Raw genomic sequence first — 26,967 nt, forward strand, 5'->3', positions numbered from 1 at the left:
AAAAATGATTAAATCTTGCACTTTGGTGGGGGACTTTATGAATGAACGAAAAGTTAACTAAATGGAAGGAATCAACCGTTTCTTTTTGGACAAGACGTTCTAAAAATCAAAAGGGAATCTTTATCGGTTCCGTATTGCTGGTTTTTGTCATTTTAATTGGAACGGTACTACTAACATCAAACTCCAATTTCGTTCCTTTATATAAGGATTTGTCGTTACAGGAAGCAAATCAGGTAAAGACGGAATTGGATTCGCGAAGTATTCCATATGAACTGACAAATGGAGGAACAACAATCTCTGTACCAGAAGAACAAGTGGATACGTTATTAGTTGAATTAGCAGGGCAAGGAATACCGAACAGTGGAAGTATAGATTATTCCTTTTTTAGTGAGAACTCCTCCTGGGGGGTTACTGATAATGAATTCAACATCATGAAGCTTGATGCAATGCAATCAGAGCTGGCAAACCTCATAAAGGGTATTGAAGGGATTAATGATGCACAGGTTATGATTAATATTCCGGAAGAGCCAATATTTGCCAGTGAAGCAACTGGTGAAGCAAGTGCATCTATCGTTTTAAACACTCAGCCAGGCCATCAGTTTCAAGGAAATCAAATTAACTCCTTATATCACCTCGTGTCTCAGGCTGTGCCAAATTTACCACAGGACAATATAGTCATTATGAATCAATATTTTGAGTACTACGATCTCCAGTCGCAAACACAGTACACATCACAGGACGCTCATACGTATCAGCAAACCGTCAAACGGGATGTGGAGCGCGATATCCAGCGCCGTTTGCAGCAAATGCTGGGTAATATGGTAGGCATGGATAATGTAATTGTTTCGGTAACGGCTGATATTGACTTCACTCAGGAAAATAGAACAGAGGAGCTAGTTGAGCCGGTTGATATTGAAAATATGGAGGGTCTCCCGGTAAGTCTTGAAACCATTCAGGAATCTTATACTGGAGATGCAGCCCAAGGTGGAGTTGCCGGTACAGGTGAAGAAGATGTTCCTAATTATCCTGCTGGTGAGGAAGGCAATTATGGCGAATATGAGCTGGACAAAGATACGATTAATTATGAATTTAATCGTATCCGCCGTGAAATTGTAGAAAGTCCATATAAGGTTAGAGATTTAGGGATTCAAGTTGCAGTTGATAGCGCAAGGGAAGCAGCTGGGCAGGTTGAATACTTGTCCCAGGAGGAACAAACTGCTGTAGAGGAAGGAATAGCTTCTATTTTAGATTCCATCGTCTCAACTTCCATTGATGGTGGATATGGAGAGTTTAATCCGGAAGAAAAAGTTTCCATTGTGTTCCAGGAATTTAGTGGTGGACCAGCCATTGCTGAGACAACAACACCAGCTATTCCTACTTGGATGTATGTGACAGGGGCAATTTTGTTAATCATTATTATTGTATTGGCTATTTTACTATTTAGAAATAGAAAAAATGATGAAGAAACCGTAGAGGAATCTGTTTCTTCAGAGACGATTACGGAAGTACCTGATTTAGAACAGGATAATGATTCGGAATCAGTGGTTCGAAGGAAACAATTAGAAAAAGTGGCAAAAGAAAATCCTGAGGAATTTGCAAAACTGTTAAGAAGTTGGATTGGTCAAGATTAGGGGGGGATGAATAATGGTGAAATCGAAAGAGTCGTTAACTGGAAAACAAAAGGCTGCAATTCTATTAATCTCTCTTGGTCCAGATGTTTCAGCTCAAGTATATAAGCATTTAACAGATGAAGAGATTGAAAGTTTAAGTCTGGAGATATCTTCCGTGAAAAAAGTCGATGGCAGTCTTAAAGAAGATGTTATTGATCAATTCCATCAAATTTTAGTTGCACAGGACTATATATCACAGGGTGGAATTGGCTATGCGAAAACAGTACTGGAAAAAGCGTTCGGGAGCCATGAAGCGTCTGGTATCATTAATCGCCTTACCTCTTCTTTACAGGTTCGGCCGTTTGACTTTGCCAGAAAGGCTGACCCTCAGCAGCTACTGAATTTTATCCAAGGTGAACACCCGCAGACGATTGCTTTAGTACTCTCCTATCTGGATTCAGAACAAGCTGCTCAAATATTGTCTGCCTTGCCTCAGGAAATGCAAGCAGATGTTGCGAAGCGTATTGCAACCATGGATTCAACTTCACCAGAGATTATTAATCAAGTAGAGCAAGTGTTGGAGAGAAACTTATCCAGCGCTTTAACCGAAGATTATACGGAAACCGGTGGCTTACAGGCAATTGTGGAAGTTTTAAACGGAGTGGACAGGAGTACAGAGCGAACCATCCTTGATGCGTTGGAAGTTCAAGATCCAGAGCTTGCTGACGAAATTAAGAAACGTATGTTTGTGTTTGAAGATATTGTTATTCTGGATAACCGTGCAATACAACGGGTTATTCGTGAAGTGGAAAATGAAGATCTTCGCCTTTCACTTAAGGTAGCTAGTGATGAAGTGAAGAATATTGTTTTTTCCAATATGTCCCAGCGTATGGCGGAAACATTCAAGGAAGAAATGGAGTATATGGGGCCGGTTCGGTTGGTTGATGTAGAAGAGGCTCAAACAAGAATTGTAGCCACTATCAGAAGGTTGGAAGAGATTGGTGAGATTGTCATTGCACGAGGTGGAGGAGACGATATTATTGTCTGATATGCAGAAATCAATGTCAGCGTCTAAAAAGGTTATTAAAATTAAGCCTCCTGAATTTTTTAAGCAAGATGAAATCCCGACAGATGATGATACTCAATCAAAAGAAGTGGAGCTCCACGAACTCCAGCAAAAAGTTCAGGAAACTGCCCAACATTTAGAAATTCTAAAAAAGCAGCAAACAGAATTGTTAACATCGACAAAAACTGAAATCGAGAGAGAAAAAGATAATTGGGTGCGGGAAAAAGCAGAATGGATTGAACAGGCGAAGGAAGAGGGATATTCGGCTGGTTTCACAACCGGAAAAGAAGAGAGCTTTGATCAATATAAAGGTTTAATAGAACAAGCAAACTCTATAATTCAACGTGCCAATCAAGATTATCATGCGACTCTTGAAAAAAGTGATGAAACCATTTTAAACTTAGCCATTTATACGGCTGAGAAAATATTAACACAGAAACTGGCAGATGAACCAAAACTATTTTTGAGTATTGTACATGCAGCAATAAAAGAACTGCAGGACCAGTCAATTATTACTATCTATTTGCATCCGGCTAATTTTGAATTTGTTGTAGAACAAAAAGAAGAATTGACACGTTCATTAGGAGATGAAATGAAATTGTCCATTTATATAAAAGATGACCTTGATGAGAATGCATGTTTGATTGAACATCCATTTGGACAAATTGACGCAAGTATTGATACTCAGTTAAAACAAATTCACGAAATATTACAGGATGTAGCACAGGAGAACAAACAATGAATATAGGGAACCATTATTCTGCAATTGACCAAGCTGATACGTATAAGTATTATGGTAAAGTTCTTCGCGTAGTTGGACTAATGATTGAATCGCAAGGACCACAAGCGAATATTGGAGATGTTTGTTATATCCATACTTCCAGGAAGGATAAGTCACCGATTCTATCCGAAGTAGTAGGGTTTAATAATGAGAAAATCATTTTAATGCCGTATGCAGAAGTTAATGAAATTGGGCCAGGATGTTTAGTCGAATCATCTGGCAAATCGTTACGTGTGAAAATCGGGCGCAGCTTAATAGGTCGTGCCATTGATCCATTAGGGTTACCGCTGGATTTATCTCCACTTCCTAAAGGGTTAACTAGTATTCCAACAGATCAAACACCCCCGAATCCTATGTTGCGTCCACCAATTTCTGAGCCTATACAAGTAGGTGTAAGGGCTATTGATTCGCTATTGACAGTTGGTAAAGGACAGCGTGTTGGAATTTTTGCAGGAAGTGGTGTTGGAAAGAGTACATTACTAGGCATGATTGCCAGAAACAGTGGGGCAGATATAAATGTCATAGCTCTTATTGGAGAACGTGGCAGAGAAGTTAGAGAGTTTATCGAGAAAGATTTAGGGGAAGAAGGATTAAAAAAATCAATTGTAGTAGTTGCAACATCTGATCAGCCTGCGCTAATGCGAATTAAGGGAGCCTATACAGCAACAGCGATAAGTGAATATTTTCGTGATTTAGGTTATCAGGTTAATTTAATGATGGATTCAGTGACACGTGTTGCAATGGCACAAAGAGAAATAGGTCTTGCTATAGGAGAACCACCAACAACCAAAGGTTATACCCCGTCTGTATTTTCGATTCTTCCTAAACTGCTGGAACGAACAGGTACAAATCATCTTGGAACCATTACCGCATTTTACACCGTATTAGTGGATGGTGACGATATGAATGAGCCGATTGCCGATGCGGTACGTGGAATTTTAGATGGCCACTTTGTTATGGATCGTAAAATAGCAGAACGAGGTCAATTTCCAGCTATCAATGTTTTGAAGTCAGTAAGCAGGGTGATGAATCAGATTACAACAGAGGAACAACGGGACGCTGCAAATGAATTGCGTACACTGATTTCAACATTTGAAGAGAATATGGAACTTATTAATATAGGTGCTTACAAGAGAGGAACAAACAAAGATATTGATAAAGCGATATCTTTCTATCCAAAGATTCAGGCATTTTTAAAACAGGGTGTTTTCGAGTACACAACACTGGAAGAAACAATTAGTATGATGAAGGCCTTGTTAAATGGAGGGGTAAACTGATGGCGGAAACATTGACATTAACCAAAATCTTAAATGTTAGAGAAAGTGAAAAGAAAGTTGCACAAAAAGACTATACACAGTCAATGAATACGTTTGAAGCAGTAGCATCCGATTTTTATACCTTACTCAAGAAAAAAGAGAATGCTGAGGATTCCTATGAGAAATATATTCATTCCAATGTACCTATTGATCAAATCAAACAGCTTACCGGCTATATCGAATTGTTAAACAGACAGATCTTGGAAGTACAGCAACAAGTGAATAATGCAAGAAATGATATGGAAGTAAAGCAAACAAAACTTTCTGATGCTCATATTGAAGTAAAGAAGTTTGAAAAAATCATTGAACATCGCAGGCAAATAGAAGATAATCATCAAAAAAAAATGGAACTAGCATTTATGGATGAAATCTCTATCAATCAATTTTTAAGCAGTAAAATAAGGTGAAGCAAATGGCAGAAAAGAAGAAGAACGAAAATAAAAAAATGAACCCATTCCTTTGGTTTTTGTTTGCAGTTGTTATTCCGGTTATTATTGTTATCACTCTGGTTATTATCATTTTAAACATTGCCGGGATTGATGTCATAAACTGGGCAAAAGAAAAAGGAGATAATATTCCAGTTGTTTCTAACCTTGTTACGACAGAGGAAGAAGCAGAAATCAAATCAAGAGAAAACCACTTTGAGCAAACGATTGAAGATAAAGATGAAGAAATTGAACAGTTAAACCAAAATATTAGTGATCTGGAAATGGTTATTAGTGATTTGGAACAGGAAATGGTCCGGCTGGAAAGGGCACAAAGTGAACAGGATGCTCTGGAAGAGGCAAATATAGAAGGACAGATGAACGAAGCGGTTAAGACTGTAGCAAAATCCTATGAGGAGATGGACAGGGTACAAGCAGCGGTCATCCTTGAAAATATGGAGGATAGAACGTCTATCGTTACCATACTAAAAGAAGTCCCCAATGATATCCGCGGAGAAATATTACAGGAAATGGATCCGGAAATTGCCGCAGATATAACACAAAGGCTTATGTCAAGCAGTAATTAAAACGCCGAAAACTTGAAAGGGGGTGAATAAATGAATGCGATCGGAATGAATATTCCACTTTTACAAACATCATCTGGACAATCTGTAAAAAGTCAGGAAAGTCCTTCAAATGGAAATTTATTTAGACAAATACTAAGTGAACGACATAATCCAAAGGAAACGACCACAGCTAATACAGATTTATCAGAGATGGAGATGGATGAAAAGGAATTACCTGAAGAGCTTAGAGAAATATTAAGTAGAGTGCTTTCCGGCGAACAAACGATTGATACACTGGTGCAGGACAGTATTAATTTAGATTCACTATCTGATTGGATTGGCGAGAATCATTCAGATGACTTGGACATGAACACTCTAATTAAACTATTAGAAGGTCAATTATCAACTGAAGAATCGGATGATACGATGAGCGCCATGCATTCCGTTTTAATGAATCAAATGTTTTCCAACAGAGCAGATTTAACTCCAGTCAAACCATCTTACATGGAAATCATTGCTGAATTTGAATCATTGCTGTCACAAATGGATACAAAAGAAGATGCTTCCAAAGTAGCACCAAAGATTTTAGAACTTCTTCGGCAATGGACAGCTTTGGAAAAGAATTCTGTTCAAGTAAACGACATGCAACAGTTGTTTAAGAACAATCAGTCAAAAGAACAAATGGTTTGGAAGGATTTAATTCAATCTTTTCAAAAAAGGGATCAATTATCTGCAAAACAACTTTATAATTCAGATGCCAAAGTGACAAATAAGGATGTTACTAGATGGTTAGAAAAGGCTTTTGAAAATCATGGTTTAACCGAACGAGTTTCATTACATGTACATACGGGTACTACAATGTCTAAACTCGAGCAATATGCCATTCATATTAATCAAAGCCAAGGGGCGCAACCGGCTAACCAGCAGTTACTGGACCAGTTTGAAAACATTATAAAATCCAGTAAATTTTTAGCTAAGCCAAATGGAACCAATCAATTATCCATTACCATACAACCACATAATTTAGGGGAAATGAGAATTCGTCTCTTGCAAGTAAATGGCGAAATGACGGTGAAGATAATGGTTACGACACAAGCTGCTAAAGAAATGCTGGAATCCAATACCAGTCAGTTAAGAAATATGTTTTCACCACATCAAGTTGTTATTGAAAAACAGGAAATGAATACACAACAAGGTCAACTATCACAAAAGGAACAAAATAGTGATAACTTGCAAGATAACAATGACAGTGAACAGTCTAATCATCCTGAACAGGAAAGCAGCCAACACTCAGAAGATGACTTTGAAACACAGTTTCGTGAATTACTAATGAATGAGAAAGTATAGGTGATATCAATGAACAATATAGACACATCGTTATACTTATCCAATCAAAAGACGACAAGGGAACCAAGTCCTACTCTTGATAAGGATGGATTTTTAAAAATACTGATGACGCAATTGCAAAATCAAGACCCAACAGCCCCAATGGATGATAATGAGATGGTTCAACAGATGTCTACACTTACATCGTTAGAACAAATGATGAATATGGCAAGCTCGATTGACAAGCTTGTTCAAAATCAGCTTGTATCTCCAGTTATTCAATATAGCCACATGATTGGGAAAGAGGTTATGTACCAGCAAGTGGATGAAAGAACAGGGCAAGAACTAGGTGTGTTATCAGGAAATGTTGTTGCGGTCAGTCAAAAAGAAGGATCTGCTATCCTGGAATTGGATAATGGTGAAAAGATTTATGCAGATGCTGTGACCAAAGTAAGTACAACAGAAGATAAGTAAGAATGGATGTAACGGAATAAAGGAAGTGAATAATAATGGATCATAGAATTCATCAAGTATCACAGCAATATGCGTTACAAATTCCGACAGTTAAAAAACCAGTGAAAACGGAATCGAAAGCAGTTTTTAAAGATATTTTAGCTGAACAAGAAGTATTAAAAGTAAGTAAGCATGCCAGCGAGCGAATGAGTCAAAGAAATATCCAGATTGATGAAAAACAATGGCAAACCATTGAAACAAAAATAGAGGAAGCAAGACAAAAGGGGATTACAGATTCCTTAGTTGTCATCAATGATGCAGCATTGCTTGTAAGTGCTGAAAATAATACAGTTGTAACGGCAATGGACATGGAAGAGGCATCAAGTCGAATCTTCACAAACATTAATGGTACGATTTTAATTAACGATTAGGCTGGACCCTTATGGGAGGCCAACTGAGCTGTTGAATGACTGAAACAGCTTCATTAAAACTAAAAAGGGGAATAAAAAATATGTTACGCTCAATGTACTCAGGAATTTCAGGGATGAAAAATTTTCAAACGAAATTAGACGTGATTGGTAATAATATCGCCAATGTAAATACATCTGGCTTTAAAAAAGGCCGTGTGACTTTTCAGGACATGATGAGTCAGACAACTACAGGTGCCCAAGGTCCAACTGCAACAAGAGGTGGTATTAATGCGTCTCAAGTTGGATTAGGTTCCCAACTTGGGTCAATTGATAACATTCAAACACAAGGGTTCCGTCAAACTACCAATAATCCGTTAGATCTGGCATTAGAGGGGGATGGAATGTTTGCGGTAGAAACGTTAGCAACAGCCGATACAGAAAGTACAAGATATTATACGCGTGCCGGTAATTTTTATTTAGATAATGAAGGATATATTGTAAATTCAAATGGTTACTATTTGGTAGGTCAAGACAATGAGGGGCAAGAGGGCAGGCTACAAATCCCTGATACAGCACAAAGCTTCAGTATTCAAACAGATGGAACTGTTAATTATATCAACGATGCTGGAGAGCCCGTAGAAGCTGGACAAATTATGCTTGCGAGTTTTTCGAATCCCGCTGGGTTAGAGAAAGCTGGAAGCAACCTATTCCTTAATACACCAAATGCAGGTCTCGCCGCTGAACTAGTAACACCTGAAACACAGGGTGCTGCTTCTATCATCAGTGGCTCACTGGAAATGTCCAATGTTGATTTATCTGAGGAGTTCACAGAAATGATTACCGCACAGCGTGGATTCCAGGCAAATACAAGAATCATTACTACATCAGATGAAATCTTACAGGAACTTGTAAACTTAAAACGATAATAGGGAGGTAGGTAGAGGCTACTAATTCAGTTGTCTCTACCACCATTATATGATTGAATTAACACGTTTAAATGGAGATTTATTTACCTTGAATGCAGTTATGATTGAACAGGTAGAGTCCCGGCCGGATACGACTGTTACACTGGTCAACGGGAAAAAATTAGTAGTTAAAAACAGCAGACCTGAAGTCGTTAAGTTGATAACAGCATATTATCAAACGATTGGGTTACAAAGTTTATATAGGAAAACAGGTGATAACAATGAGTAGACTTGTAAAAGTGATGCTGACGTCATTAGTGGTATTGCTAATCGTAACGATTGTGGCGTTAGTCGTTGTATTAAATGTAACGAACGCTAAAAATCAATCTGATGAACCTTCAATCGATGACATGATAGAATATTCTTATGAATCACCTGAGATAACAACCGATTTAGAGGATGGAAGTTTTGTTCGGGTTCAATTTCAAATTGTGACAGATGGAAAAGATGCGAAAGATGAAATAAGCAAACGGGACTTTCAGCTAAAGAATATTTTAATTAAGGAATTAGCAACAATGACAGAGGAAGATTTTAAATCAGGATTACCTGAATTAGAAGATAACTTGAAAGAAAAGATAAATGAACTGATGACTGAAGGAACAGTTGTTGATGTCTATACAATAGACAAGATTTTACAATGATCAGAGCTTACTCCAGTATGGGGGTGAATGTTAATAATGGATGAAGTACTCTCACAGAATGAAATTGATGCCCTACTCTCAGCTATTACATCGGGAGAAATGGACGCAGAACAGCTAAAAAAAGAAGATACGGAGAAGAAAGTTCGCGTATATGATTTTAAACGAGCACTTCGGTTCTCAAAAGACCAAATTCGAAGTATATCCAGAATACATGAAAACTATGCAAGACTTTTAACTACTTTCTTTTCCACACAACTAAGAACGTACGTTAATATTTCTGTTACTTCTGTAGATCAGATACCTTATGAAGAATTTATTCGCTCTATACCGAAACTAACAGTATTAAATTTATATAGTGTGGAACCATTAGATGGCATGCTGGTATTTGAAATTAATCCTAATATTGCCTATGCACTCATTGACCGCATTTTAGGCGGTAAAGGAAACAGCTTAAATAAAACCAACAGTTTGACGGAAATTGAGAAGCTTCTGTTAACGCAAATATTTGATAAAGGCAGTTACTGTTTAACAGATGCTTGGTCCTCTGTTGCTGAGATTAATCCGGTATTAGAAGAATTTGAGGAAAATCCGCAATTTATCCAATTATTTTCTCCAAATGAAACAGTTGTGGTCGTGTCATTAACGACAAAAATTGGGGAAACTAGTGGTGTGATGAATATATGTATACCACATGTTATCCTCGAGCCGATTATACCTAAACTATCTGAACATTATTGGATGCAAACCAATGAAAAGAATAGGGACCATGAAGCTTATGATAAGCTTACCAAACATGTTCAAGAAGCAGAGGTAATGGTTAAAACCATTTTAGGCGAGGCAGATATAACCATTGATGAATTCCTTAAATTAAATACGGATGATGTCATTGCCTTAGATCAATCAATTGATGATCCGCTTAAACTGATTATTAATAATAAACCAAAATTTCATGTACAGCCCGGAAAACACAAAAACAAAATGTCTGTACAAATACTTGAGGAAATTAACGGGGTGAACGATAATGACGAATGATGAAGGAATGTTATCCCAAGAAGAAATAGATGCGTTATTAAATATTGGTTCAGACGAGGCAAATGAGGAAACCTCTGCTTCAGAAAAAGCGGATCAATTATCCAACATTGAAATAGATACATTAGGAGAGATAGGAAACATCTCCTTTGGAAGTTCGGCTACCACTTTATCCACCTTACTAAATCAGAAAGTGGAAATCACGGTACCTGAAGTTAGTGTGATTGGTAAAAATGACTTATCGCATACCTTAGCATTTGAACCTGTGAGTGTTCAAGTGAATTATGTACAAGGCTTTATAGGAAAAAATGTATTTATCATTAAGGCCACGGATGCAGCAATTATTGCAGATATTATGCTTGGTGGGGACGGCACGAACGCTGATACGGAATTAAATGAAATCCATTTGAGTGCTGTACAGGAATCCATGAATCAAATGATGGGTACTGCGGCAACCAGCATGTCGACGATTTTTAATAAAAAAGTCGATATTTCTCCACCGTCTATCTTAGATGATACGAAGAGCAGTGAAGATATTCTTGAGGAAGAAGCATATGTTAAGATTTCTTTCAGATTAAGGGTCGGTAATTTAATTGATTCAAATATGATGCAATTGATGCCTGTTCAATTTGCGAAAGAAATAGTAAATGAACTCTTAAACAGTTCAAAGGAAAAACAGCCTGTATCGAATGAAAGCACCCCTGTTTCAGAGGAAAAGAAAGGAATTGGTACCATGAATCGAGGTTCATCACAATCGAATCAGGAATCATATTCCATGCCAGAACAACAGCAGAAGGGAACTGAAAACCCTCAATATATTGGGAATAATATGATGCAGGGACAAGCCAATGTACAAGATGCATCCTTTTCCAATCTTGAAAAAGTACAATTAAATACGAATGAACATCGTAATTTGGATATGCTCTTGGATATCCCATTAAATGTAACAGTGGAACTTGGAAGAACAAAGCGCCCAATTCGCGATATCCTTGATTTCAGCAAGGGTTCTATTATTGAATTAGATAAGTTAGCTGGTGAACCGGTAGATATTTTAGTAAATAATAAATTAATTGCAACTGGAGAAGTTGTCGTAATAGATGAAAACTTTGGGGTTAGAGTAACAGATATAATCAGTAAGACAGATCGATTAATGAAACTAAAATAATGCGAAGGTGTAGGAGGAATAATAATGGGGAAGCAAATTTTAATTGTAGATGATGCAGCATTTATGCGAATGATGATTAAAGATATTCTTACTAAAAATGGGTTTGAAGTAGTTGGAGAAGCTTCAGATGGTGCGGAGGCTGTAGAACAATATAAAGAGTTGACACCAGACCTTGTTACGATGGATATAACCATGCCGGAAATGGATGGAATAACGGCATTAAAACAAATCAGAGAAATTAACTCAGAAGCAAAAATCATCATGTGTTCTGCAATGGGGCAGCAAGCAATGGTAATTGATGCGATTCAAGCAGGTGCAAAGGATTTTATTGTTAAACCATTTCAGGCTGACCGGGTTATTGAAGCAATTCAAAAGGCGTTAAACTAGAAACGAGTGAGTATATTGTGTAAAAAAATATTCTATTTCATTTCTATCTACTCAGTCTTATTCTCTCTTCTTATTCCTTCTGAAATTTATGCAGCACCACCAAATGTAATGGACTGTCTGGAAGAGGAAGAGAATTGTGAAGAGGCGGATGTGCAGGAAGCAGAACTTGAGTTGAATGAAGGAGATTTATTAACAGACGATACAGATAACAATGGATCACTTTTTTTCGATTTAATTAAAATGTTTTTTGCATTACTGTTAGTACTGGCATTAATTTACATTGTTTTAAAATTACTTAACAAGAAAAACAAGATATCTCAACAAGTAAAAGGATTGGAAAACCTGGGCGGCATTTCACTTGGACAAAATAAGTCTATTCAAATCGTTCGGGTAGGACCAAAAATATATTTAATTGGTGTTGGAGAAAATGTGGAATTGCTTCAGGAAATAACAGATAATGACTTAAAAAATGAATTAATAAACAACATGAATCAGCAGAGTGATGCCTTAACTAATTCCATATTAGGTCCATTTATGAAAAACGAAGCAAAAAGTGTTAACAATAATAAAGATTTTAAAAAGCTTTTTTCAACGGAACTCGATAGGCTAAAGCAGAATAGAGAAAAAATGATTGACAAACAGAAGGAAGATTACCATGAATGAATTTATTGATATGTTTTCCGGTTCAGATCCAACAAATGTAGCCACTTCTGTTCAGTTGATCTTATTGTTAACGGTATTATCATTAGCTCCTGGCATCTTAATCCTAATGACTAGTTTTACAAGGATTATTATTGTCCTATCCTTTGTCAGAACATCTTTAGCAACACAGCAAATGCCGCCAAACCAAGTGTTGATTGGACTTGCTATGTTCTTAACCTTTTTCATTATGGCACCAACGTTTAACGAAGTGTATGATGAGGCTTTAGAACCGTTATTTGCTGAAGAAATAACGTTGGATGAAGCATATGATCGCGCAAGTATGCCACTTAAAGAATTTATGGCTAAACATACAAGACAAAAGGATTTAGCCTTATTCCTGAATTACACGGAGGCAGAACGTCCAGAAAGTTTGGAAGATGTTCCGCTTACGACGTTAGTCCCGGCATTTGCGATTAGTGAGCTAAAGACAGCTTTTCAGATGGGTTTTATGATATTTATACCATTTCTGATTATCGATATGGCTGTGGCAAGTATCTTAATGTCCATGGGTATGATGATGCTACCGCCAGTTATGATTTCATTGCCATTTAAGATTTTATTATTTGTATTAGTAGATGGATGGTATTTAATTACACATTCTTTATTACAAGGATTTTAATTCGATATTTCAATTTGAAAGAGGCATAGTAGGATGAACAGTGAAAATGTATTGGCATTTGCAGAAAGTTCTATTTATACATTGTTGCTTATAACAGGTCCGCTGCTTATCTTAGCTGTTGCAGTAGGGCTGATTATTAGTATTTTTCAAGCTACCACACAAATCCAGGAACAGACACTTGCCTTCGTTCCGAAAATTATAGCGGTTTTAGTTGGCTTAATCTTTTTTGGACCGTGGATGCTTACCACCATGGTTGAGTTTACGATGAATATTTTTCTGAATTTAAATCAGTTTGTAGGGTAGTTTATGCTGGAAATGATAAATATCAATAGTCTTCCTGTATTCTTGCTTATATTTGTTCGTGTTCTTGCATTCTTCGTGACGATGCCATTGTTTTCCTATCGAACCATCCCACTACCATTCAAGATTGGATTCGGTTTTTTTCTGGCAATGATTATGTTTTATACGATTGATGGTAGTGGTGTAGCTTTTGATAGTATGTATTTATTTTTGCTAATGAAAGAAGCGCTTGTCGGTCTTTTGATTGGACTAATTGCATATATCATCGTCTCTGCCATCCAGGTTGCTGGTGGTTTTATCGATTTTCAAATGGGATTTGCCATTGCGAATGTTATGGACCCGCAAACAGGTGCTCAGAGTCCAATCACTGGTCAATTTTTGTATATGATATCCCTTTTATTTTTATTAGCGGTCGATGGACATCACCTAATTATAGATGGTATTGTCAATAGTTATCAGTTTATTGAATTAGGACAATTCATTCCATTCGAAAATAAATCGATTGCCGATTTCGTCATAGATAGCTTTAACTACATGTTTCTAATCGCCTTTCAAATGTCTATACCTATTGTTGGTTGTCTGTTTTTAGTGGATATTGCATTAGGTATTATTGCCAGGACAGTTCCACAGCTAAATGTTTTTGTTGTTGGACTTCCTTTAAAAATTCTCGTTAGTTTTGTGGCTATTCTAGTGTTTTTAGGTTTATATATGACACTCGCAAAAAATTTGTTTGAAACGATGTTTGTGACGATGCGAGGACTAATGCAGTTATTCGGAGGTGCCTAACTTGCAGCTTAAACTGGATTTACAATTCTTTGCAGGTGAAAAAACGGAAAAGGCCACACCGAAAAAAAGGCAGGATGAACGAAAAAAAGGGAAGGTTGCCAAAAGTCAAGATGTCAATACAGCCGTATTGCTCTTATTTAGTATTATCGGTTTAATCGTATTTGGAAATTATATGCTGCAAAATATGTTGAAATTATTTGAGCATAGCTTTTCCGAATTCATTCATTGGGAATTGACTAACCATACAGTCAGGCAACTGTTCATTGGTGCTCTAACGGAAACAGGAAAAATACTTGCTCCCATCATGATACTTGCGATTATCGGTGGATTGATATCGAATTTGTTTCAAGTTGGTTTTTTGTTTACGACAGAATCATTAAAGTTTGATTTGAAACGGATTGACCCGATTCAAGGAGCAAAACGTATTTTCTCTATTAGAGCTTTAGTGGAACTGTTAAAGTCTTTATTGAAAATTGTATTTGTCGGTTCGATTACCTTTTTTATTATTTGGGTGTACAAAGATGACATGCTGATGACTGCATTTACGAATGCTGAGAATGCCTTGGCTTTCTTTTCCAGAGTAACCGTAATAATGGGGATAGCAGCCATTATTGCCTTGTTATTTCTTTCTGTATTTGATTATGCTTATCAGCGTTATGATTTTGAAAAAAACATGAAAATGTCCAAACAGGATATTAAAGATGAATACAAAAATATTGAGGGTGATCCCTTCATTAAATCGAAAAGGAAAGCTAAACAAAGAGAACTTGCAAGCCGACGGATGATGAGTGAAGTTCCGAATGCAGATGTTGTCATTACCAATCCAACCCATTTTGCGATTGCGATTAAGTACGATGAAAATATGGCTTCTGCACCTTATGTCATAGCAAAAGGGACTGATCATACGGCATTAAAGATAAAAGAAATTGCAAAAGCAAATGATATATATATGGTAGAAAACAAACCACTTGCCCGTTCACTCTACAAAGTGATTGAAGTAGGTGACGTTATTCCGGAAGAGTTCTACCAAGCAGTAGCGGAAATATTGGCATATGTTTACCGCATGGAAAAAAATGTTTAATTTGAGGAGAGACCCCCATGAAAGCACGTGATTTATCTGTTCTAATAGGAGTAATTATAATAATTGTTATGCTAGTAGTCCCCTTGCCAGGTGGTCTTTTAAGTATACTTCTCTTATTAAATATATCCATTGCCTTGATTGTCATATTGGTAGCCATGAATACAAAAGATGCCTTGGAGTTTTCTGTTTTTCCGACGCTTCTGTTGTTATTAACCTTATTCCGTTTAGCATTGAACGTATCGACAACGCGATCAATTCTTTCGGAGGGGAGTGCTGGTGGAGTTGTAGAAACATTTGGCTCTTTCGTTATTGGTGATAATGCGCTTGTGGGGTTTGTTGTGTTCATTATTTTAGTTATTATCAACTTTTTAGTAATTACAAAGGGCTCTGAGCGTGTTTCAGAAGTTGCTGCACGTTTTTCACTTGATGCTATGCCAGGAAAACAAATGAGTATTGATGCCGATCTGAATGCAGGATTAATTTCTGAAAGTGAGGCAAAAGAAAGACGGGAGAAAGTTGAACACGAAGCAGATTTCCATGGATCCATGGATGGTGCAAGTAAATTCGTTAAGGGAGACGCGATTGCTGGTATTATCATTGTACTTATTAATATTTTATTCGGGATCATTATTGGAATGGTACAAATGGGAATGTCCTTTAATGAAGCGATTAATACGTTTACCCGTTTGACGGTAGGAGACGGCTTGGTCAGTCAGATACCTGCACTGCTCATTTCCACTGCTACAGGGATTGTTGTGACTCGATCAAGTGGAAATGAAAATCTGGGATCAGAAGTAACTACTCAATTGCTGCAATATCCAAAACTATTATATATAGCTGCGGCAACGATATTTTTCTTAGGTTTTACACCAATTAATTTCTTCCTGACCACTATTATCGCGCTGATTCTGGCAGCTAGTGCCTACGCTTTACAGAATCAAACGAAAGAGCCCGATATTCCAGATGTAGAAGAAGAAGTGCAATCAGAAAGTACACAAATGAAATCACCTGAAAATGTCATTAACCTGTTAAGTATGGATCAAATCGAGTTTGAATTTGGCTATGCACTTATTCCTTTAGCTGATGCGAATCAAGGTGGAGATTTATTAGACAGGATTGTGATGATTCGCAGGCAGTTGGCATTAGAATTAGGCATTGTCATTCCTGTCGTACGAATTCGTGATAATATCCAATTAGGTCCCAATGAATATAACTTAAAGATTAAAGGAAATGAAGTGGCAGCAGGGGAAGTGTTATTGGATCATTATTTAGCTATGGCTCCCGGAATTGACGAGGATGACGAATTGGATGGAGTTGATACGAAAGAACCAGCATTTGGTCTTCCAGCAAAATGGATTAGCGAAGAGCTAAAAGATGAAGCTGAATTATCTGGTTATACCGTAGTTGATCCGCCTTCTGTGGTGTCAACGCATATTACCGAAGTAATAAAACAGTATGCACACACATTACTCGGCAGACAAGAAACGAAACAGCTAGTCGACCATCTAAAAGAAAACTATTCCATCCTGGTTGAAGAGGTGACACCTGAGCCCCTCTCGATAGGAGATATCCAAAAAGTACTTGCTAAATTACTGAGGGAAAATGTTTCGGTTCGTAATTTACCTGTTATTTTTGAAACGCTGGCAGATTTTTCGAAAATGACTAATGATACCGAGTTATTAGGGGAATATGTAAGACAGTCTTTATCTGCTCAGATTACAAAACAATATGCTGGTGAAGATATGTCGCTAAGTGTTGTAACGGTTTCTGGAAAAGTAGAAAAGTTGATTGCAGAACACGTGAAACAAACCGAACATGGAAATTATCTTTCGTTAGATCCGGAAGCACAACAAACGATTATTTCTTCAGTCCATGAAGAAACTGAGAAATTAGCTCTTCAGGAGGAAACTGCTATTGTGCTTTGTTCCCCTGCCATTCGTATGTATCTGAAACAACTGTTAGATCGATTTTTACCTCAAGTTGTTGTTCTATCCTATAATGAATTGGAACCAAATGTTCAAGTTCAAAGTGTTGGAGTGGTGAATGTAGCATGAAAATAAAAAAGTATATAGCACCAACTATGCCAGAGGCGATGAAGCTAATACGAAAAGAGTTAGGTCCGGATGCTGTCATATTAAATTCTAAAGAGATAAAACAAGGCGGGATCTTTGGATTGTTTAAAAAGAATAAAATAGAAGTGGTTGCTGGACTTGACCCATCCCCATTACCATCTAAATCGAGTAAACAAACGGAAAAGCGGCCTGCGAACCGACCAGTGTCTAAATCTGTAAAAGATCACGAAAAGAGTTCACAGGAAGAGGTTTTGAAGGAAATCCAACAGTTAAAGAAATATATAGAGATTCATTCCAAAAAAACAAATGAAAGCTATCCAGTAGAATACCACTTCGTATATCAACACTTGCTTGAGCAGGAAGTTGATGAACATCTGGCAAAGGAGATTCTCGATAGCGTAAGTGAACAAGATGAAAATAGTGCTTTAAGTAAAGAAGAGATTCTAAGTAAAACAAAACAAATCATAAAAGATATGATTAAGAATTACACATTTGAGGGTATCACTTATAACAAGAAAGTAGTTCAATTCGTGGGGCCTACAGGTGTAGGAAAAACAACAACATTGGCAAAAATAGCGTCCCATATGATTTTAAAAGATAATAAGCGGGTGGCGTTTATTACTTCTGATACGTATCGTATTGCTGCAGTGGAACAATTAAAAACATATGCGCGGATTCTTAATGTGCCTTTAGAGGTTGCCTACACCGTAGAAGACTACAAAAATGCAATCGATAAATTTCAATCTTATGACATCATACTTGTAGATACAGCTGGAAGGAATTTCAGAGAGGAAAAGTACGTAAAAGATTTAATGGAAAGTATGAAATACAATATAGAGATGGAGACGTTCCTTGTTTTATCGTTAACGTCAAAACCAAAAGATATTGCCGAAATATATGATCAATTTCATCATATTCCAATAAAAGAGGTTATTTTCACAAAGATTGATGAGACGCGCCAGTATGGAAGCATATTAAATACATGTGTGGAAAAGCAAATCGGAATCGCCTATTTGACAAATGGACAAGATGTACCAAATGATATTTTAGATGTAAACCCCGATAGAATTGCTAATTTGATTGTAGGAGATATTGGTGATGAATGATCAAGCTGCACGTTTAAGAAGAAAAATTGAAATGAAACAAAACCCGAAGCAAGCAAAAACGATATGTGTGATTAGTGGAAAAGGTGGAGTTGGGAAATCAAATACATCTTTAAACTTTGCATTGGAATTAGTCAATCATGGAAAAAAGGTTCTATTGTTTGATTTGGATGTTGGTATGGGGAATATTGATATTTTATTGGGAACACATGCCCGAAAAACAATTTTAGACATGTTTAACGGGTTTGAGTCGATTCATGATATTATTGAAGTGGAAAATAATGGGTTAGCCTATATCTCGGCGGGTTCTGGTTTAAATGAATTCTTTTCACTAGATGATTCCAAAAAGGATTTTTTTATGAATCAATACACGGAGTTAATTGGTTTGTATGACTATATTCTTTTTGATATGGGTGCTGGAATTCATACCGACAGTTTATTTTTTATTTTGGCTGCAGATGAATGTATTGTTATTACTACTCCAGAACCAACATCAATTACGGATGCTTATAGTGTCATTAAACACATTATTAAGCATCAAGGTAAGATGCCTATCCAAGTCATTATGAACAGATCGTTGTCACAAAAAACTGGGGAACAAGCATTAGAAAGGTTTAGGCAGGTTATTAAACAATTTTTGCAGGTTGACATTATTAAAATGGGGATTCTTCCAGAAGATCAGGCAGTCAGTCAAGCGGTTGTGAAACAGAAGCCGTATATATTCAATGAAAAATTAAGCATTACAAAAGCATTAAAACAAATAACAGCTAACTATTTAAAGAACACGACAGAACTTAACTCTATACATCCTACATTTATACAAAAGTTAAAACAACTACTAATCGAGAGGTAATAACCATGGAACGGATTCGGGTGATTGTCATTGATGATTCAGCGTTTATGCGTAAAGTTATTTCAGATATTTTGGGAAGTGACGAAAGAATAAACGTTATTTCAACTGCAAGAAATGGCTTGGAAGGATTAAAAAAGATTCAACAATCATTACCAGATGTGGTTACAATGGATGTGCATATGCCTATTATGGATGGAATTAAAGCGTTGGAGAACCTTATGCAATTAAACCCTTTACCGGTAGTTATGTTAAGCGGTGATACGAAGGAAGGCGAGTCTAAAGCATTGGAGGCAATTAGAAAAGGTGCGGTTGATTTTATTACGAAGCCTTCTGGTCCGATTTCCCTGGATATCGAATCAATTAGAGAAGAGATAATAAAAAAAGTCATTAACGCCTCCTCTATTAACATGAATCATAAAAATAACATAAATAATATTTATCCCCAATCTGCTATCCTCCCCCATCATAAGCTCTATCATCAGACCGTTATAGCTATTGGGACTTCAACAGGAGGCCCCAAGGCAATAGAACGGGTTATTCATGATTTACCAAGTAATTTTGCACCACCCATTTTTATTGTTCAGCATATGCCTGCAGGTTTTACTAAATCACTTGCGGATAGGCTGAACATGTTAAACACCATCCATGTAAAAGAAGCGGAAAATGGGGAGAAGGTGGATCAGCATACAGCATATATTGCTCCAGGAAACCAGCATATGAGAGTAAAAGAAGAAGGTCCATCACTGATCATAGAGCTGTCAAAAGACATGCCAAGAAATAATCATCGTCCATCTGTTGATGTTCTATTTGAATCCCTGGCTGAAATAACCCCCCTAAATAAAATTGCTGTTATTTTAACTGGGATGGGAAGTGATGGTACAAATGGACTAAAAAGATTAAAAGAAGAGAATAAATATTCAGCCGTCATAGCAGAATCCGAAGAAACAGCGATTGTTTACGGGATGCCAAGAGCGGCTGTGAATGCAAAAACTGTCGATTTTATTTTGCCAATAAATCAAGTTGCAGAAAAAATTGCAGGCTTACAAGAAAAGCTAGCTAAGAAATAATAAGGTAAAGGGGAATTTTGTTATGGCAAATAATTCATCTATTGTCAGGAAAATGATCGTTTTTCAATTGAAAGAGGAGGAATATGCTGTCAACGTTCAACAGATAGCCTCGATTGAAAGGTTGGTACCTATTACTAGGGTTCCGCAAACGAATGATTTTGTAAAAGGAGTAATAAATCTTCGAGGTGTAGTAATACCCATCATAGATTTGCGGCTTAGATTTGGACTGGATGAGGCAGAAATGAATGATGCAACCCGAATTTTAATTGTTTATCTGGATGATATGGAAGTTGGTTTAATCGTTGATTCTGCAAATGATGTCATTGATATACCCGAAGAAATCGTCGAACCTAATCCAGAGGTAATTGGATCGGTTCATGCTGACTATATTGAAGGCGTTGCAAAAATAGAAAACCGTTTGCTTATTTTATTGGATTTACATAAGGTTTTAGAGACGGAGAAAACGAGAGAATCAGTGGAAGGATAATAAAATGGAATACTTACATTTATCAAACCTGCAATTGGATGTTTTGCGTGAAGTAGGGAATGTTGGCGCAGGGAATGCAGCTACTTCCATGTCAAAACTAATTAATAGGAAAATGGATATGCAAGTTCCTTCTGTCAAAATAGTTAATTTTGATGAGATGATGGAGTTGATAGGCGGTCCAGAAGAAGTGATTGCTGCCATGTTATTTCAAATTAAAGGGGAATTCCCTAGTACTGTCTATTTTATTCTGCCCATGGAAGAAGCCGAAGCACTAGTGCAAAAAATGACAGGGGTCGAGAACTTTACTTTACTTAATGATCCGGGTTCTGATGATATCTGCATATCTGCATTACAGGAAATGGGGAATATTGTTACTGGATCGTATTTATCTGCACTATCTGATTTTACGAACATTCATATGCAGCCCTCTGTTCCATATTTAAGCATAGATATGGCAGGAGCTATTTTAACAGTAGGATTACTTGAAATTTCTCAAGTATCTGATTATGCCATCATCATTGATACAAGTATTTCCAGTGATTCGTTAGAAAAGATTCAAGGTCATTTTTTTCTGATGCCTGAACCTAAGTCATTAGTAAAATTATTTAAAGCGTTAGGTATCGACCATGAAGAATGAGACCAAAATAGTTAAAGTAGGTATTGCTGACTTGAATATTGTAAGGTCACCAGACATGATACGTACTTCCGGACTTGGTTCATGTGTTGGCATTGTCATTTATGATGCTTCTAAAAATATTGCGGGCCTTGCCCATATCTTACTTCCAGAATCACGATTAACGAAACAATCCCATTTTAATAAACATAAATATGCTGACACAGCCATTCCAATATTAATTGACAAATTATTAGCTGGTGGGGCAAGAAAATTTGCATTAAAGGCTAAATTAGCTGGAGGAGCTCAAATGTTTCAAATTGCTTCTCCCTTAGAAACGATGCGTATAGGTTCGCGAAATATTGAAGCAGTTAAGGCACAATTAAATGAATCCCGAATCCCAATTATTGCTTCGGACGTTGGGGGCAATGCCGGACGGACGATAGAATTTAATCCAGCAACAGGTCAACTTAAAGTGAGAAAAGTAAATCAAGATATCATTTATATCTAGTAAACCTACACATATAAAACGATATAGGGAAGGAGGAGCTAATTAGATATGTCCAACAATCATTCTCCTCTAGAACAAGAGTTATGGAACGATTGGATAAACCATAAAAGTAATGATGCTGCAAACGAGTTAATCAGCAACTATATGTACTTGGTTCAATTTCATGTTGAAAGAATTTCCATACACCTTCCAAAAAGTGTACACAAAGATGATATTAAAAGTCTCGGATTAATCGGTTTATATGATGCACTTAAGAAGTTTGAACCAAGTCGTGATTTAAAATTCGACACTTACGCCTCCATCCGTATTCGCGGGGCGATAATGGATGGGTTAAGGAAAGAGGATTGGCTCCCAAGATCATTAAGAGATAAAGTTAAAAAAGTAGAGGAAGCTCAGCGTCATTTGCAACAAATCCATCAACGCGCGCCAAGTTCATCAGAAATAGCTAAGCATACAGGATTAACTGCTCAGGAAGTGGAGACTACGATTAAAGATTCTCTCTTTTCCAACATACTGTCCATTGAAGAAAAACCAAAGGATGGGTCACAAGAAGGAGGAATTGGTTACTCGATTGCAGATGATTCTTCAGGGATTCCTGAATCAAAAATGTTACAAAAAGAGGTTGAGAAAGAATTAATGGAAGGAATTAAACAGTTAAATGAAAATGAGCAAATGGTAATAAGCTTGTTTTATTTCGATGAATTAACATTAACGGAGATTGGTGATGTACTCGAATTAACCACTTCGCGCATCTCCCAAATTCATAAAAAAGCTGTTTTTAAATTAAGAAAGACATTAAGTAAAATACCAAACATATCTTAATTTTTCGCGATAATTTGGAAGCCAACGGAGTTAAGAAATTATTTTTTAAATAGAACCAGACTCGGATTGTATATCATAGGAAAAAAGTAATGGTTGTAAGTAAATCCTATTGAGAGGATGTATGAATGCTCACTGTTCACTGGAGAGCGATATATCTTTTACATTTGTTGGGTTCTGGTAGTGGACGGTTATTGTAGAACAAAGGTTTTAAAAGCAAATATACAGCTCTTATTAGGATATATAAATGAAGGCTTAGGTTGAAATGAAAAAGTTCGATTTTTTCAGTGAATGTTTTAAAAGGTTATATTCTAAAAGATTAAGACTGCAGTTACACGTCCCACCGAAATGATTTGTTGTTTTTGTCGCGAAATATATAAACTGCAAAATAACTTTAAATGTTGTTAGAGCATCAACTTACCGCTACGGAAATACACTACGCGCACCTTAGGGCGGCTGGTGAGCCTCCTCGTGTTGTCTCGTCTTTAGGGGTCTCACCGATGCCTTTCATACCGCAGTAGTCTCCGTGTATTCCCTCCGCTGGTTTGTGTGCTATTCAACTACTTATCTGAAGGTTGCTAATCAACGTATGATTCCCAGAATACTAAGTTATTTTCCTTTACTTAGCGGAGGCAGAATACGTAGACTCCTCGAAAATACAAACCGATTTTCTTCGTGCGATTTAGAGCTGGAGTTCGAAAAAAGCGTTTTGAAAAAGGTAGAAAATTTTTTACACGTTTGGAAAGTATAAAATTTTAGCAAAGAAGTTTTTCGAGGTAGCTAAAATTTTAACGTCCTAAGTATAAAAAAACTACCCATTCGCTAAAGGACGAGCGAATGTGAGTTTTTCTAATAAAAAAGAGGAAATAAAGGTTAACAGACAGAAAATAGTATATATGCGATAAATTATATCCATAATGAAATAAAGCTAAAGTTGTAAGAAAGCGGGTTCAATGCAGCCAAACCTTAACTTCCAAGAGTATAAGAAACACGACACGACACAAATGTCCTTGTCCTGTTACAAAATAATATAGTTTAGTATGAAATCATCATGGAACCCGCCTATTTGAATACGAAATAATGAAAAAAATAGGAGTGGATCATGTGAGCTTAAAGTTAATCGAATTGCAAGTCGCCATTCCACGGACCCAAGATGCAAGTAAACTTAGTGAACAGCTTACAAAGCAAAATCAGCATTTTCAGGAGTCCCTTGCTTCATCACAGTTAAAACAGGAAGAATTAAAACGAAAAAGAGTAAATGACCTAAATGATACGGAGCAATTGAAGTTTAAGAAACAGAAAACAGGTGACCATCAAACCTTACCAAGGAATCGAAAAACAACCTCAAGCATGGAATATATCAAACATCCCTATTTAGGCAATCAAATAGACGTAAACAGTTAGAAGGGAAACATTTTATGGTATCATTTTTATTGATTATAAGTTTTTTACTACATATTTTAACACTATATGCTATATTTGTTCTGTTTAAACAGGTAAATTCGCAGCAAAGAGCAGATACAACGGAAATAACAGAACTTTTTGAATCGTATTTAGAGGAGATTAAAGAAGAAAATAGTCGTTTGCAAAAGGAATTGCAAAAGAAAAATTCGTCTGAAGTACTTCCTTTTAATAATAAAAAAGAAGGGATGGCTGATGAACCAGCTAATCAAGAACCGACGAAACAAGAACCAGATCTAGAACCAATAATAGAAGTTGGCGATATGAATGACGCTGTGGAAGCATCCCTGGAAGCAAAAGTACTACAGCTTCATCATCAGGGGCTTTCGATTACTGAAATTGCAAAGCGACTTAACTGTGGAAAAACGGAAGCGGAACTGATTATTCGTTTACATCAAAAAAATATGTAAATAACCTTGATTAGGTATCTACGATATGGTATATTTAATTTTGGTGTAAATGCTCATGTTTTGTAGATACAAATAACAGGGTAAAAAAACACACGTTTAGTAATTTATGTAGGTGGTGCCGTTTATGTGCGGTCTCTTCATAAAAATGATCTAAACGGAGGAAAAAACCAATTAGGAGGAAATATTTATGTCAGCAATTTCTATGAAGCAACTTTTAGAAGCTGGTGTACATTTTGGTCACCAGACACGCCGTTGGAATCCGAAAATGAAAAAATACATTTTCACAGAGCGTAACGGTATTTATATCATTGACCTGCAAAAAACAGTGAAAAAGGTTGATGAAGCGTACAATTTCGTAAAAGAAATCGCAGCGAATGGTGGTTCTATTCTTTTCGTAGGAACGAAAAAGCAAGCACAGGAATCTGTTCGTGAAGAAGCAATTCGTTCAGGTATGTTCTATGTGAATCAACGCTGGTTAGGTGGAACACTTACTAACTTCCAAACAATCCGCAAACGTATTAACCGTTTGAAAGATATAGAGCGTATGGAAGAAGACGGAACTTTTGATGTATTACCTAAAAAAGAAGTGGTAAACTTATTAAAAGAAAAAGAACGTCTAGTTAAATTCCTGGGTGGAATTAAAGAGATGAAGAGTCTTCCTGATGCATTATTTGTTATCGATCCACGTAAAGAACGTATAGCAATCGCTGAAGCACATAAATTAAATATTCCAATTATTGGAATTGTGGATACAAACTGTGATCCTGATGAAATTGATTATGTAATTCCAGCGAATGACGATGCGATTCGTGCTGTTAAACTTTTGACTTCAAAAATGGCAGATGCTATTTTAGAAGTAAAACAAGGTGAGGTTACGGAGGAAGCTCAGTCTGAAGAAACTGCTGAAGAAGCAGAAGCTGTAGCTGCAAATCAAGAGTAATTTTAAAAGGTGAGGGTGATAAGAGGAGAAGAGCCTTTTATCACCTTTTTTAAAGAAATTCAACGTATATTAAGGAGGAAAAATGATGGCAATTACTGCTAAAATGGTAAAAGAACTACGTGAAAAAACTGGTGCAGGAATGATGGATTGTAAAAAAGCACTTCAAGAAACAGACGGTGATATGGACAAAGCAATTGATTTCCTACGTGAAAAAGGGATTGCAAAAGCTGCGAAAAAGGCAGATCGTATCGCTGCAGAAGGGCTTACTCATATTGAAGTGGATAACAATACTGCAGCTCTACTAGAAGTGAACTGTGAAACAGACTTCGTTACAAAAAATGACCAATTTAAAGAATTATTATCTGAACTTGGTAAGCATTTAATAACACAACAGCCAGCTAATGTTGAAGAAGCTCTTCAGCAAAAACTTCACGGTGAAGGTGACACTGTAGAAACATTCATAAATTCAGCAGTTGCTAAAATTGGTGAGAAAATCACACTAAGACGCTTTACCATTTTTACGAAGACAGATAATGATGCATTCGGTGCATATTTACATATGGGTGGACGTATTGGTGTACTATCTGTACTTGAAGGTACAAAAGACGAAGAACTTGGCAAAGATATTGCGATGCATGTTGCAGCAGTAAATCCACGCTATATTTCCCGTGAAGCGGTTAGTGAAGAGGAAGTTAATCATGAGCGTGAAGTACTAAAACAGCAAGCATTAAATGAAGGAAAACCAGAAAAAATTGTTGAAAAAATGGTGGAAGGCCGTCTAGGCAAATTCTTCCAGGAAATTTGCTTATTAGAACAGGATTTTGTCAAAGACCCTGATCAAAAAGTGAAAAAATATGTAGCAGACAAAGGCGCTTCTGTTAAAGCATTTGTTCGTTATGAAGTTGGCGAAGGGTTAGAAAAGCGTGAAGAAAACTTTGCAGAAGAAGTTATGAGCCAAATTAAAAAATAATAATAACGGATAGGGAACGATTTTTGTTCCCTA

At 36.7% G+C, this 26,967-nt stretch carries 32 protein-coding genes; all 32 read left to right on the forward strand.

What is annotated here, in order from left to right:
• The first annotated feature begins 41 nt into the window (after positions 1 to 41).
• Positions 42 to 1,631, forward strand: coding sequence for a flagellar basal-body MS-ring/collar protein FliF (fliF, locus tag GMJ66_RS04075; RefSeq protein WP_156289060.1), 1,590 nt, complete (start codon positions 42 to 44; stop codon positions 1,629 to 1,631).
• 13 nt (positions 1,632 to 1,644) lie between these two features.
• Entirely contained in the window at positions 1,645 to 2,658 is a 1,014-nt protein-coding gene (fliG, locus tag GMJ66_RS04080) for a flagellar motor switch protein FliG (RefSeq protein ID WP_156289061.1), read from the forward strand.
• 1 nt (position 2,659) lies between these two features.
• Positions 2,660 to 3,418, forward strand: coding sequence for a flagellar assembly protein FliH (gene fliH, locus GMJ66_RS04085; RefSeq protein ID WP_231514817.1), 759 nt, complete (start codon positions 2,660 to 2,662; stop codon positions 3,416 to 3,418).
• Complete coding sequence (fliI, locus tag GMJ66_RS04090; protein WP_156289063.1) at positions 3,415 to 4,734, forward strand: flagellar protein export ATPase FliI; 1,320 nt, start codon at positions 3,415 to 3,417, stop codon at positions 4,732 to 4,734. The genes fliH and fliI overlap by 4 nt, the downstream gene beginning before the upstream one ends.
• Positions 4,734 to 5,180 carry a flagellar export protein FliJ gene (gene fliJ / locus GMJ66_RS04095; protein WP_156289064.1) on the forward strand — a complete coding sequence of 149 codons (447 nt, stop codon included), beginning with the start codon at positions 4,734 to 4,736 and terminating at the stop codon, positions 5,178 to 5,180. Before fliI ends, fliJ begins: the two co-directional genes overlap by 1 nt.
• A gap of 5 nt (positions 5,181 to 5,185) precedes the next feature.
• Positions 5,186 to 5,785 carry a MotE family protein gene (locus tag GMJ66_RS04100; protein WP_156289065.1) on the forward strand — a complete coding sequence of 200 codons (600 nt, stop codon included), beginning with the start codon at positions 5,186 to 5,188 and terminating at the stop codon, positions 5,783 to 5,785.
• Between the two features lie 30 nt (positions 5,786 to 5,815).
• The gene (locus tag GMJ66_RS04105) at positions 5,816 to 7,111 is read left to right on the forward strand and encodes a flagellar hook-length control protein FliK (RefSeq protein WP_156289066.1); all 1,296 of its coding nucleotides are present in this window, start codon (positions 5,816 to 5,818) and stop codon (positions 7,109 to 7,111) included.
• A 9-nt stretch (positions 7,112 to 7,120) separates the two neighbouring features.
• Entirely contained in the window at positions 7,121 to 7,564 is a 444-nt protein-coding gene (flgD, locus tag GMJ66_RS04110) for a flagellar hook assembly protein FlgD (protein WP_156289067.1), read from the forward strand.
• A gap of 35 nt (positions 7,565 to 7,599) precedes the next feature.
• Positions 7,600 to 7,974: a TIGR02530 family flagellar biosynthesis protein gene (locus GMJ66_RS04115; protein ID WP_156289068.1), complete on the forward strand. Its 375-nt coding sequence runs from the start codon at positions 7,600 to 7,602 to the stop codon at positions 7,972 to 7,974.
• An 80-nt stretch (positions 7,975 to 8,054) separates the two neighbouring features.
• Positions 8,055 to 8,879, forward strand: a complete 825-nt coding sequence (gene flgG, locus GMJ66_RS04120; RefSeq protein WP_156289069.1) for a flagellar basal body rod protein FlgG — start codon at positions 8,055 to 8,057, stop codon at positions 8,877 to 8,879.
• Between the two features lie 49 nt (positions 8,880 to 8,928).
• Positions 8,929 to 9,147, forward strand: a complete 219-nt coding sequence (locus GMJ66_RS04125) for a flagellar FlbD family protein (protein ID WP_156289070.1) — start codon at positions 8,929 to 8,931, stop codon at positions 9,145 to 9,147.
• Positions 9,140 to 9,559 (forward strand): flagellar basal body-associated protein FliL, encoded by a 420-nt coding sequence (fliL, locus tag GMJ66_RS04130; RefSeq protein ID WP_156289071.1) that lies wholly within the window; start codon positions 9,140 to 9,142, stop codon positions 9,557 to 9,559. Before GMJ66_RS04125 ends, fliL begins: the two co-directional genes overlap by 8 nt.
• 36 nt (positions 9,560 to 9,595) lie before the next feature.
• Entirely contained in the window at positions 9,596 to 10,591 is a 996-nt protein-coding gene (fliM, locus tag GMJ66_RS04135) for a flagellar motor switch protein FliM (protein WP_156289072.1), read from the forward strand.
• On the forward strand, positions 10,581 to 11,753 hold the full coding sequence (gene fliY / locus GMJ66_RS04140) for a flagellar motor switch phosphatase FliY (protein WP_156289073.1): 1,173 nt from the start codon (positions 10,581 to 10,583) through the stop codon (positions 11,751 to 11,753). The genes fliM and fliY overlap by 11 nt, the downstream gene beginning before the upstream one ends.
• 24 nt (positions 11,754 to 11,777) lie before the next feature.
• Entirely contained in the window at positions 11,778 to 12,140 is a 363-nt protein-coding gene (locus tag GMJ66_RS04145) for a response regulator (protein WP_156289074.1), read from the forward strand.
• Positions 12,141 to 12,146: 6 nt separating this feature from the next.
• On the forward strand, positions 12,147 to 12,803 hold the full coding sequence (locus GMJ66_RS04150) for a flagellar biosynthetic protein FliO (protein WP_407939196.1): 657 nt from the start codon (positions 12,147 to 12,149) through the stop codon (positions 12,801 to 12,803).
• Positions 12,796 to 13,461: a flagellar type III secretion system pore protein FliP gene (gene fliP / locus GMJ66_RS04155; protein WP_156289076.1), complete on the forward strand. Its 666-nt coding sequence runs from the start codon at positions 12,796 to 12,798 to the stop codon at positions 13,459 to 13,461. Before GMJ66_RS04150 ends, fliP begins: the two co-directional genes overlap by 8 nt.
• A 33-nt stretch (positions 13,462 to 13,494) precedes the next feature.
• Positions 13,495 to 13,764 (forward strand): flagellar biosynthesis protein FliQ, encoded by a 270-nt coding sequence (gene fliQ, locus GMJ66_RS04160; RefSeq protein ID WP_156289077.1) that lies wholly within the window; start codon positions 13,495 to 13,497, stop codon positions 13,762 to 13,764.
• Between the two features lie 3 nt (positions 13,765 to 13,767).
• Entirely contained in the window at positions 13,768 to 14,547 is a 780-nt protein-coding gene (gene fliR, locus GMJ66_RS04165) for a flagellar biosynthetic protein FliR (RefSeq protein ID WP_156289078.1), read from the forward strand.
• 1 nt (position 14,548) lies between these two features.
• Positions 14,549 to 15,628, forward strand: coding sequence for a flagellar biosynthesis protein FlhB (gene flhB, locus GMJ66_RS04170; protein WP_156289079.1), 1,080 nt, complete (start codon positions 14,549 to 14,551; stop codon positions 15,626 to 15,628).
• A gap of 17 nt (positions 15,629 to 15,645) precedes the next feature.
• Positions 15,646 to 17,682, forward strand: coding sequence for a flagellar biosynthesis protein FlhA (gene flhA, locus GMJ66_RS04175; RefSeq protein WP_156289080.1), 2,037 nt, complete (start codon positions 15,646 to 15,648; stop codon positions 17,680 to 17,682).
• Complete coding sequence (gene flhF / locus GMJ66_RS04180) at positions 17,679 to 18,806, forward strand: flagellar biosynthesis protein FlhF (protein ID WP_156289081.1); 1,128 nt, start codon at positions 17,679 to 17,681, stop codon at positions 18,804 to 18,806. The genes flhA and flhF overlap by 4 nt, the downstream gene beginning before the upstream one ends.
• Positions 18,799 to 19,656 (forward strand): MinD/ParA family protein, encoded by an 858-nt coding sequence (locus GMJ66_RS04185; RefSeq protein ID WP_197046597.1) that lies wholly within the window; start codon positions 18,799 to 18,801, stop codon positions 19,654 to 19,656. Before flhF ends, GMJ66_RS04185 begins: the two co-directional genes overlap by 8 nt.
• Positions 19,657 to 19,661: 5 nt before the next feature.
• On the forward strand, positions 19,662 to 20,723 hold the full coding sequence (locus tag GMJ66_RS04190; protein ID WP_156289083.1) for a protein-glutamate methylesterase/protein-glutamine glutaminase: 1,062 nt from the start codon (positions 19,662 to 19,664) through the stop codon (positions 20,721 to 20,723).
• A gap of 22 nt (positions 20,724 to 20,745) precedes the next feature.
• Complete coding sequence (locus tag GMJ66_RS04195; protein ID WP_156289084.1) at positions 20,746 to 21,210, forward strand: chemotaxis protein CheW; 465 nt, start codon at positions 20,746 to 20,748, stop codon at positions 21,208 to 21,210.
• Between the two features lie 4 nt (positions 21,211 to 21,214).
• Positions 21,215 to 21,847, forward strand: a complete 633-nt coding sequence (locus GMJ66_RS04200) for a chemotaxis protein CheC (RefSeq protein ID WP_156289085.1) — start codon at positions 21,215 to 21,217, stop codon at positions 21,845 to 21,847.
• Complete coding sequence (locus GMJ66_RS04205) at positions 21,837 to 22,334, forward strand: chemotaxis protein CheD (protein WP_156289086.1); 498 nt, start codon at positions 21,837 to 21,839, stop codon at positions 22,332 to 22,334. The genes GMJ66_RS04200 and GMJ66_RS04205 overlap by 11 nt, the downstream gene beginning before the upstream one ends.
• A 48-nt stretch (positions 22,335 to 22,382) precedes the next feature.
• A complete protein-coding gene (locus GMJ66_RS04210; protein WP_156289087.1) occupies positions 22,383 to 23,156 on the forward strand; it encodes a FliA/WhiG family RNA polymerase sigma factor in 774 nt (257 codons plus the stop codon).
• Positions 23,157 to 24,257: 1,101 nt separating this feature from the next.
• The gene (locus GMJ66_RS04215) at positions 24,258 to 24,557 is read left to right on the forward strand and encodes a hypothetical protein (RefSeq protein WP_156289088.1); all 300 of its coding nucleotides are present in this window, start codon (positions 24,258 to 24,260) and stop codon (positions 24,555 to 24,557) included.
• 14 nt (positions 24,558 to 24,571) lie between these two features.
• A complete protein-coding gene (locus tag GMJ66_RS04220) occupies positions 24,572 to 25,024 on the forward strand; it encodes a DUF6115 domain-containing protein (protein ID WP_156289089.1) in 453 nt (150 codons plus the stop codon).
• A gap of 187 nt (positions 25,025 to 25,211) precedes the next feature.
• The gene (gene rpsB, locus GMJ66_RS04225; protein WP_156289090.1) at positions 25,212 to 25,964 is read left to right on the forward strand and encodes a 30S ribosomal protein S2; all 753 of its coding nucleotides are present in this window, start codon (positions 25,212 to 25,214) and stop codon (positions 25,962 to 25,964) included.
• Between the two features lie 85 nt (positions 25,965 to 26,049).
• Complete coding sequence (gene tsf, locus GMJ66_RS04230; protein WP_156289091.1) at positions 26,050 to 26,934, forward strand: translation elongation factor Ts; 885 nt, start codon at positions 26,050 to 26,052, stop codon at positions 26,932 to 26,934.
• Positions 26,935 to 26,967: the final 33 nt, after the last annotated feature.

The organism is Oceanobacillus salinisoli (assembly GCF_009733865.1).
GTDB classification, from domain to species: Bacteria; Bacillota; Bacilli; order Bacillales; family Amphibacillaceae; genus Oceanobacillus; species Oceanobacillus salinisoli.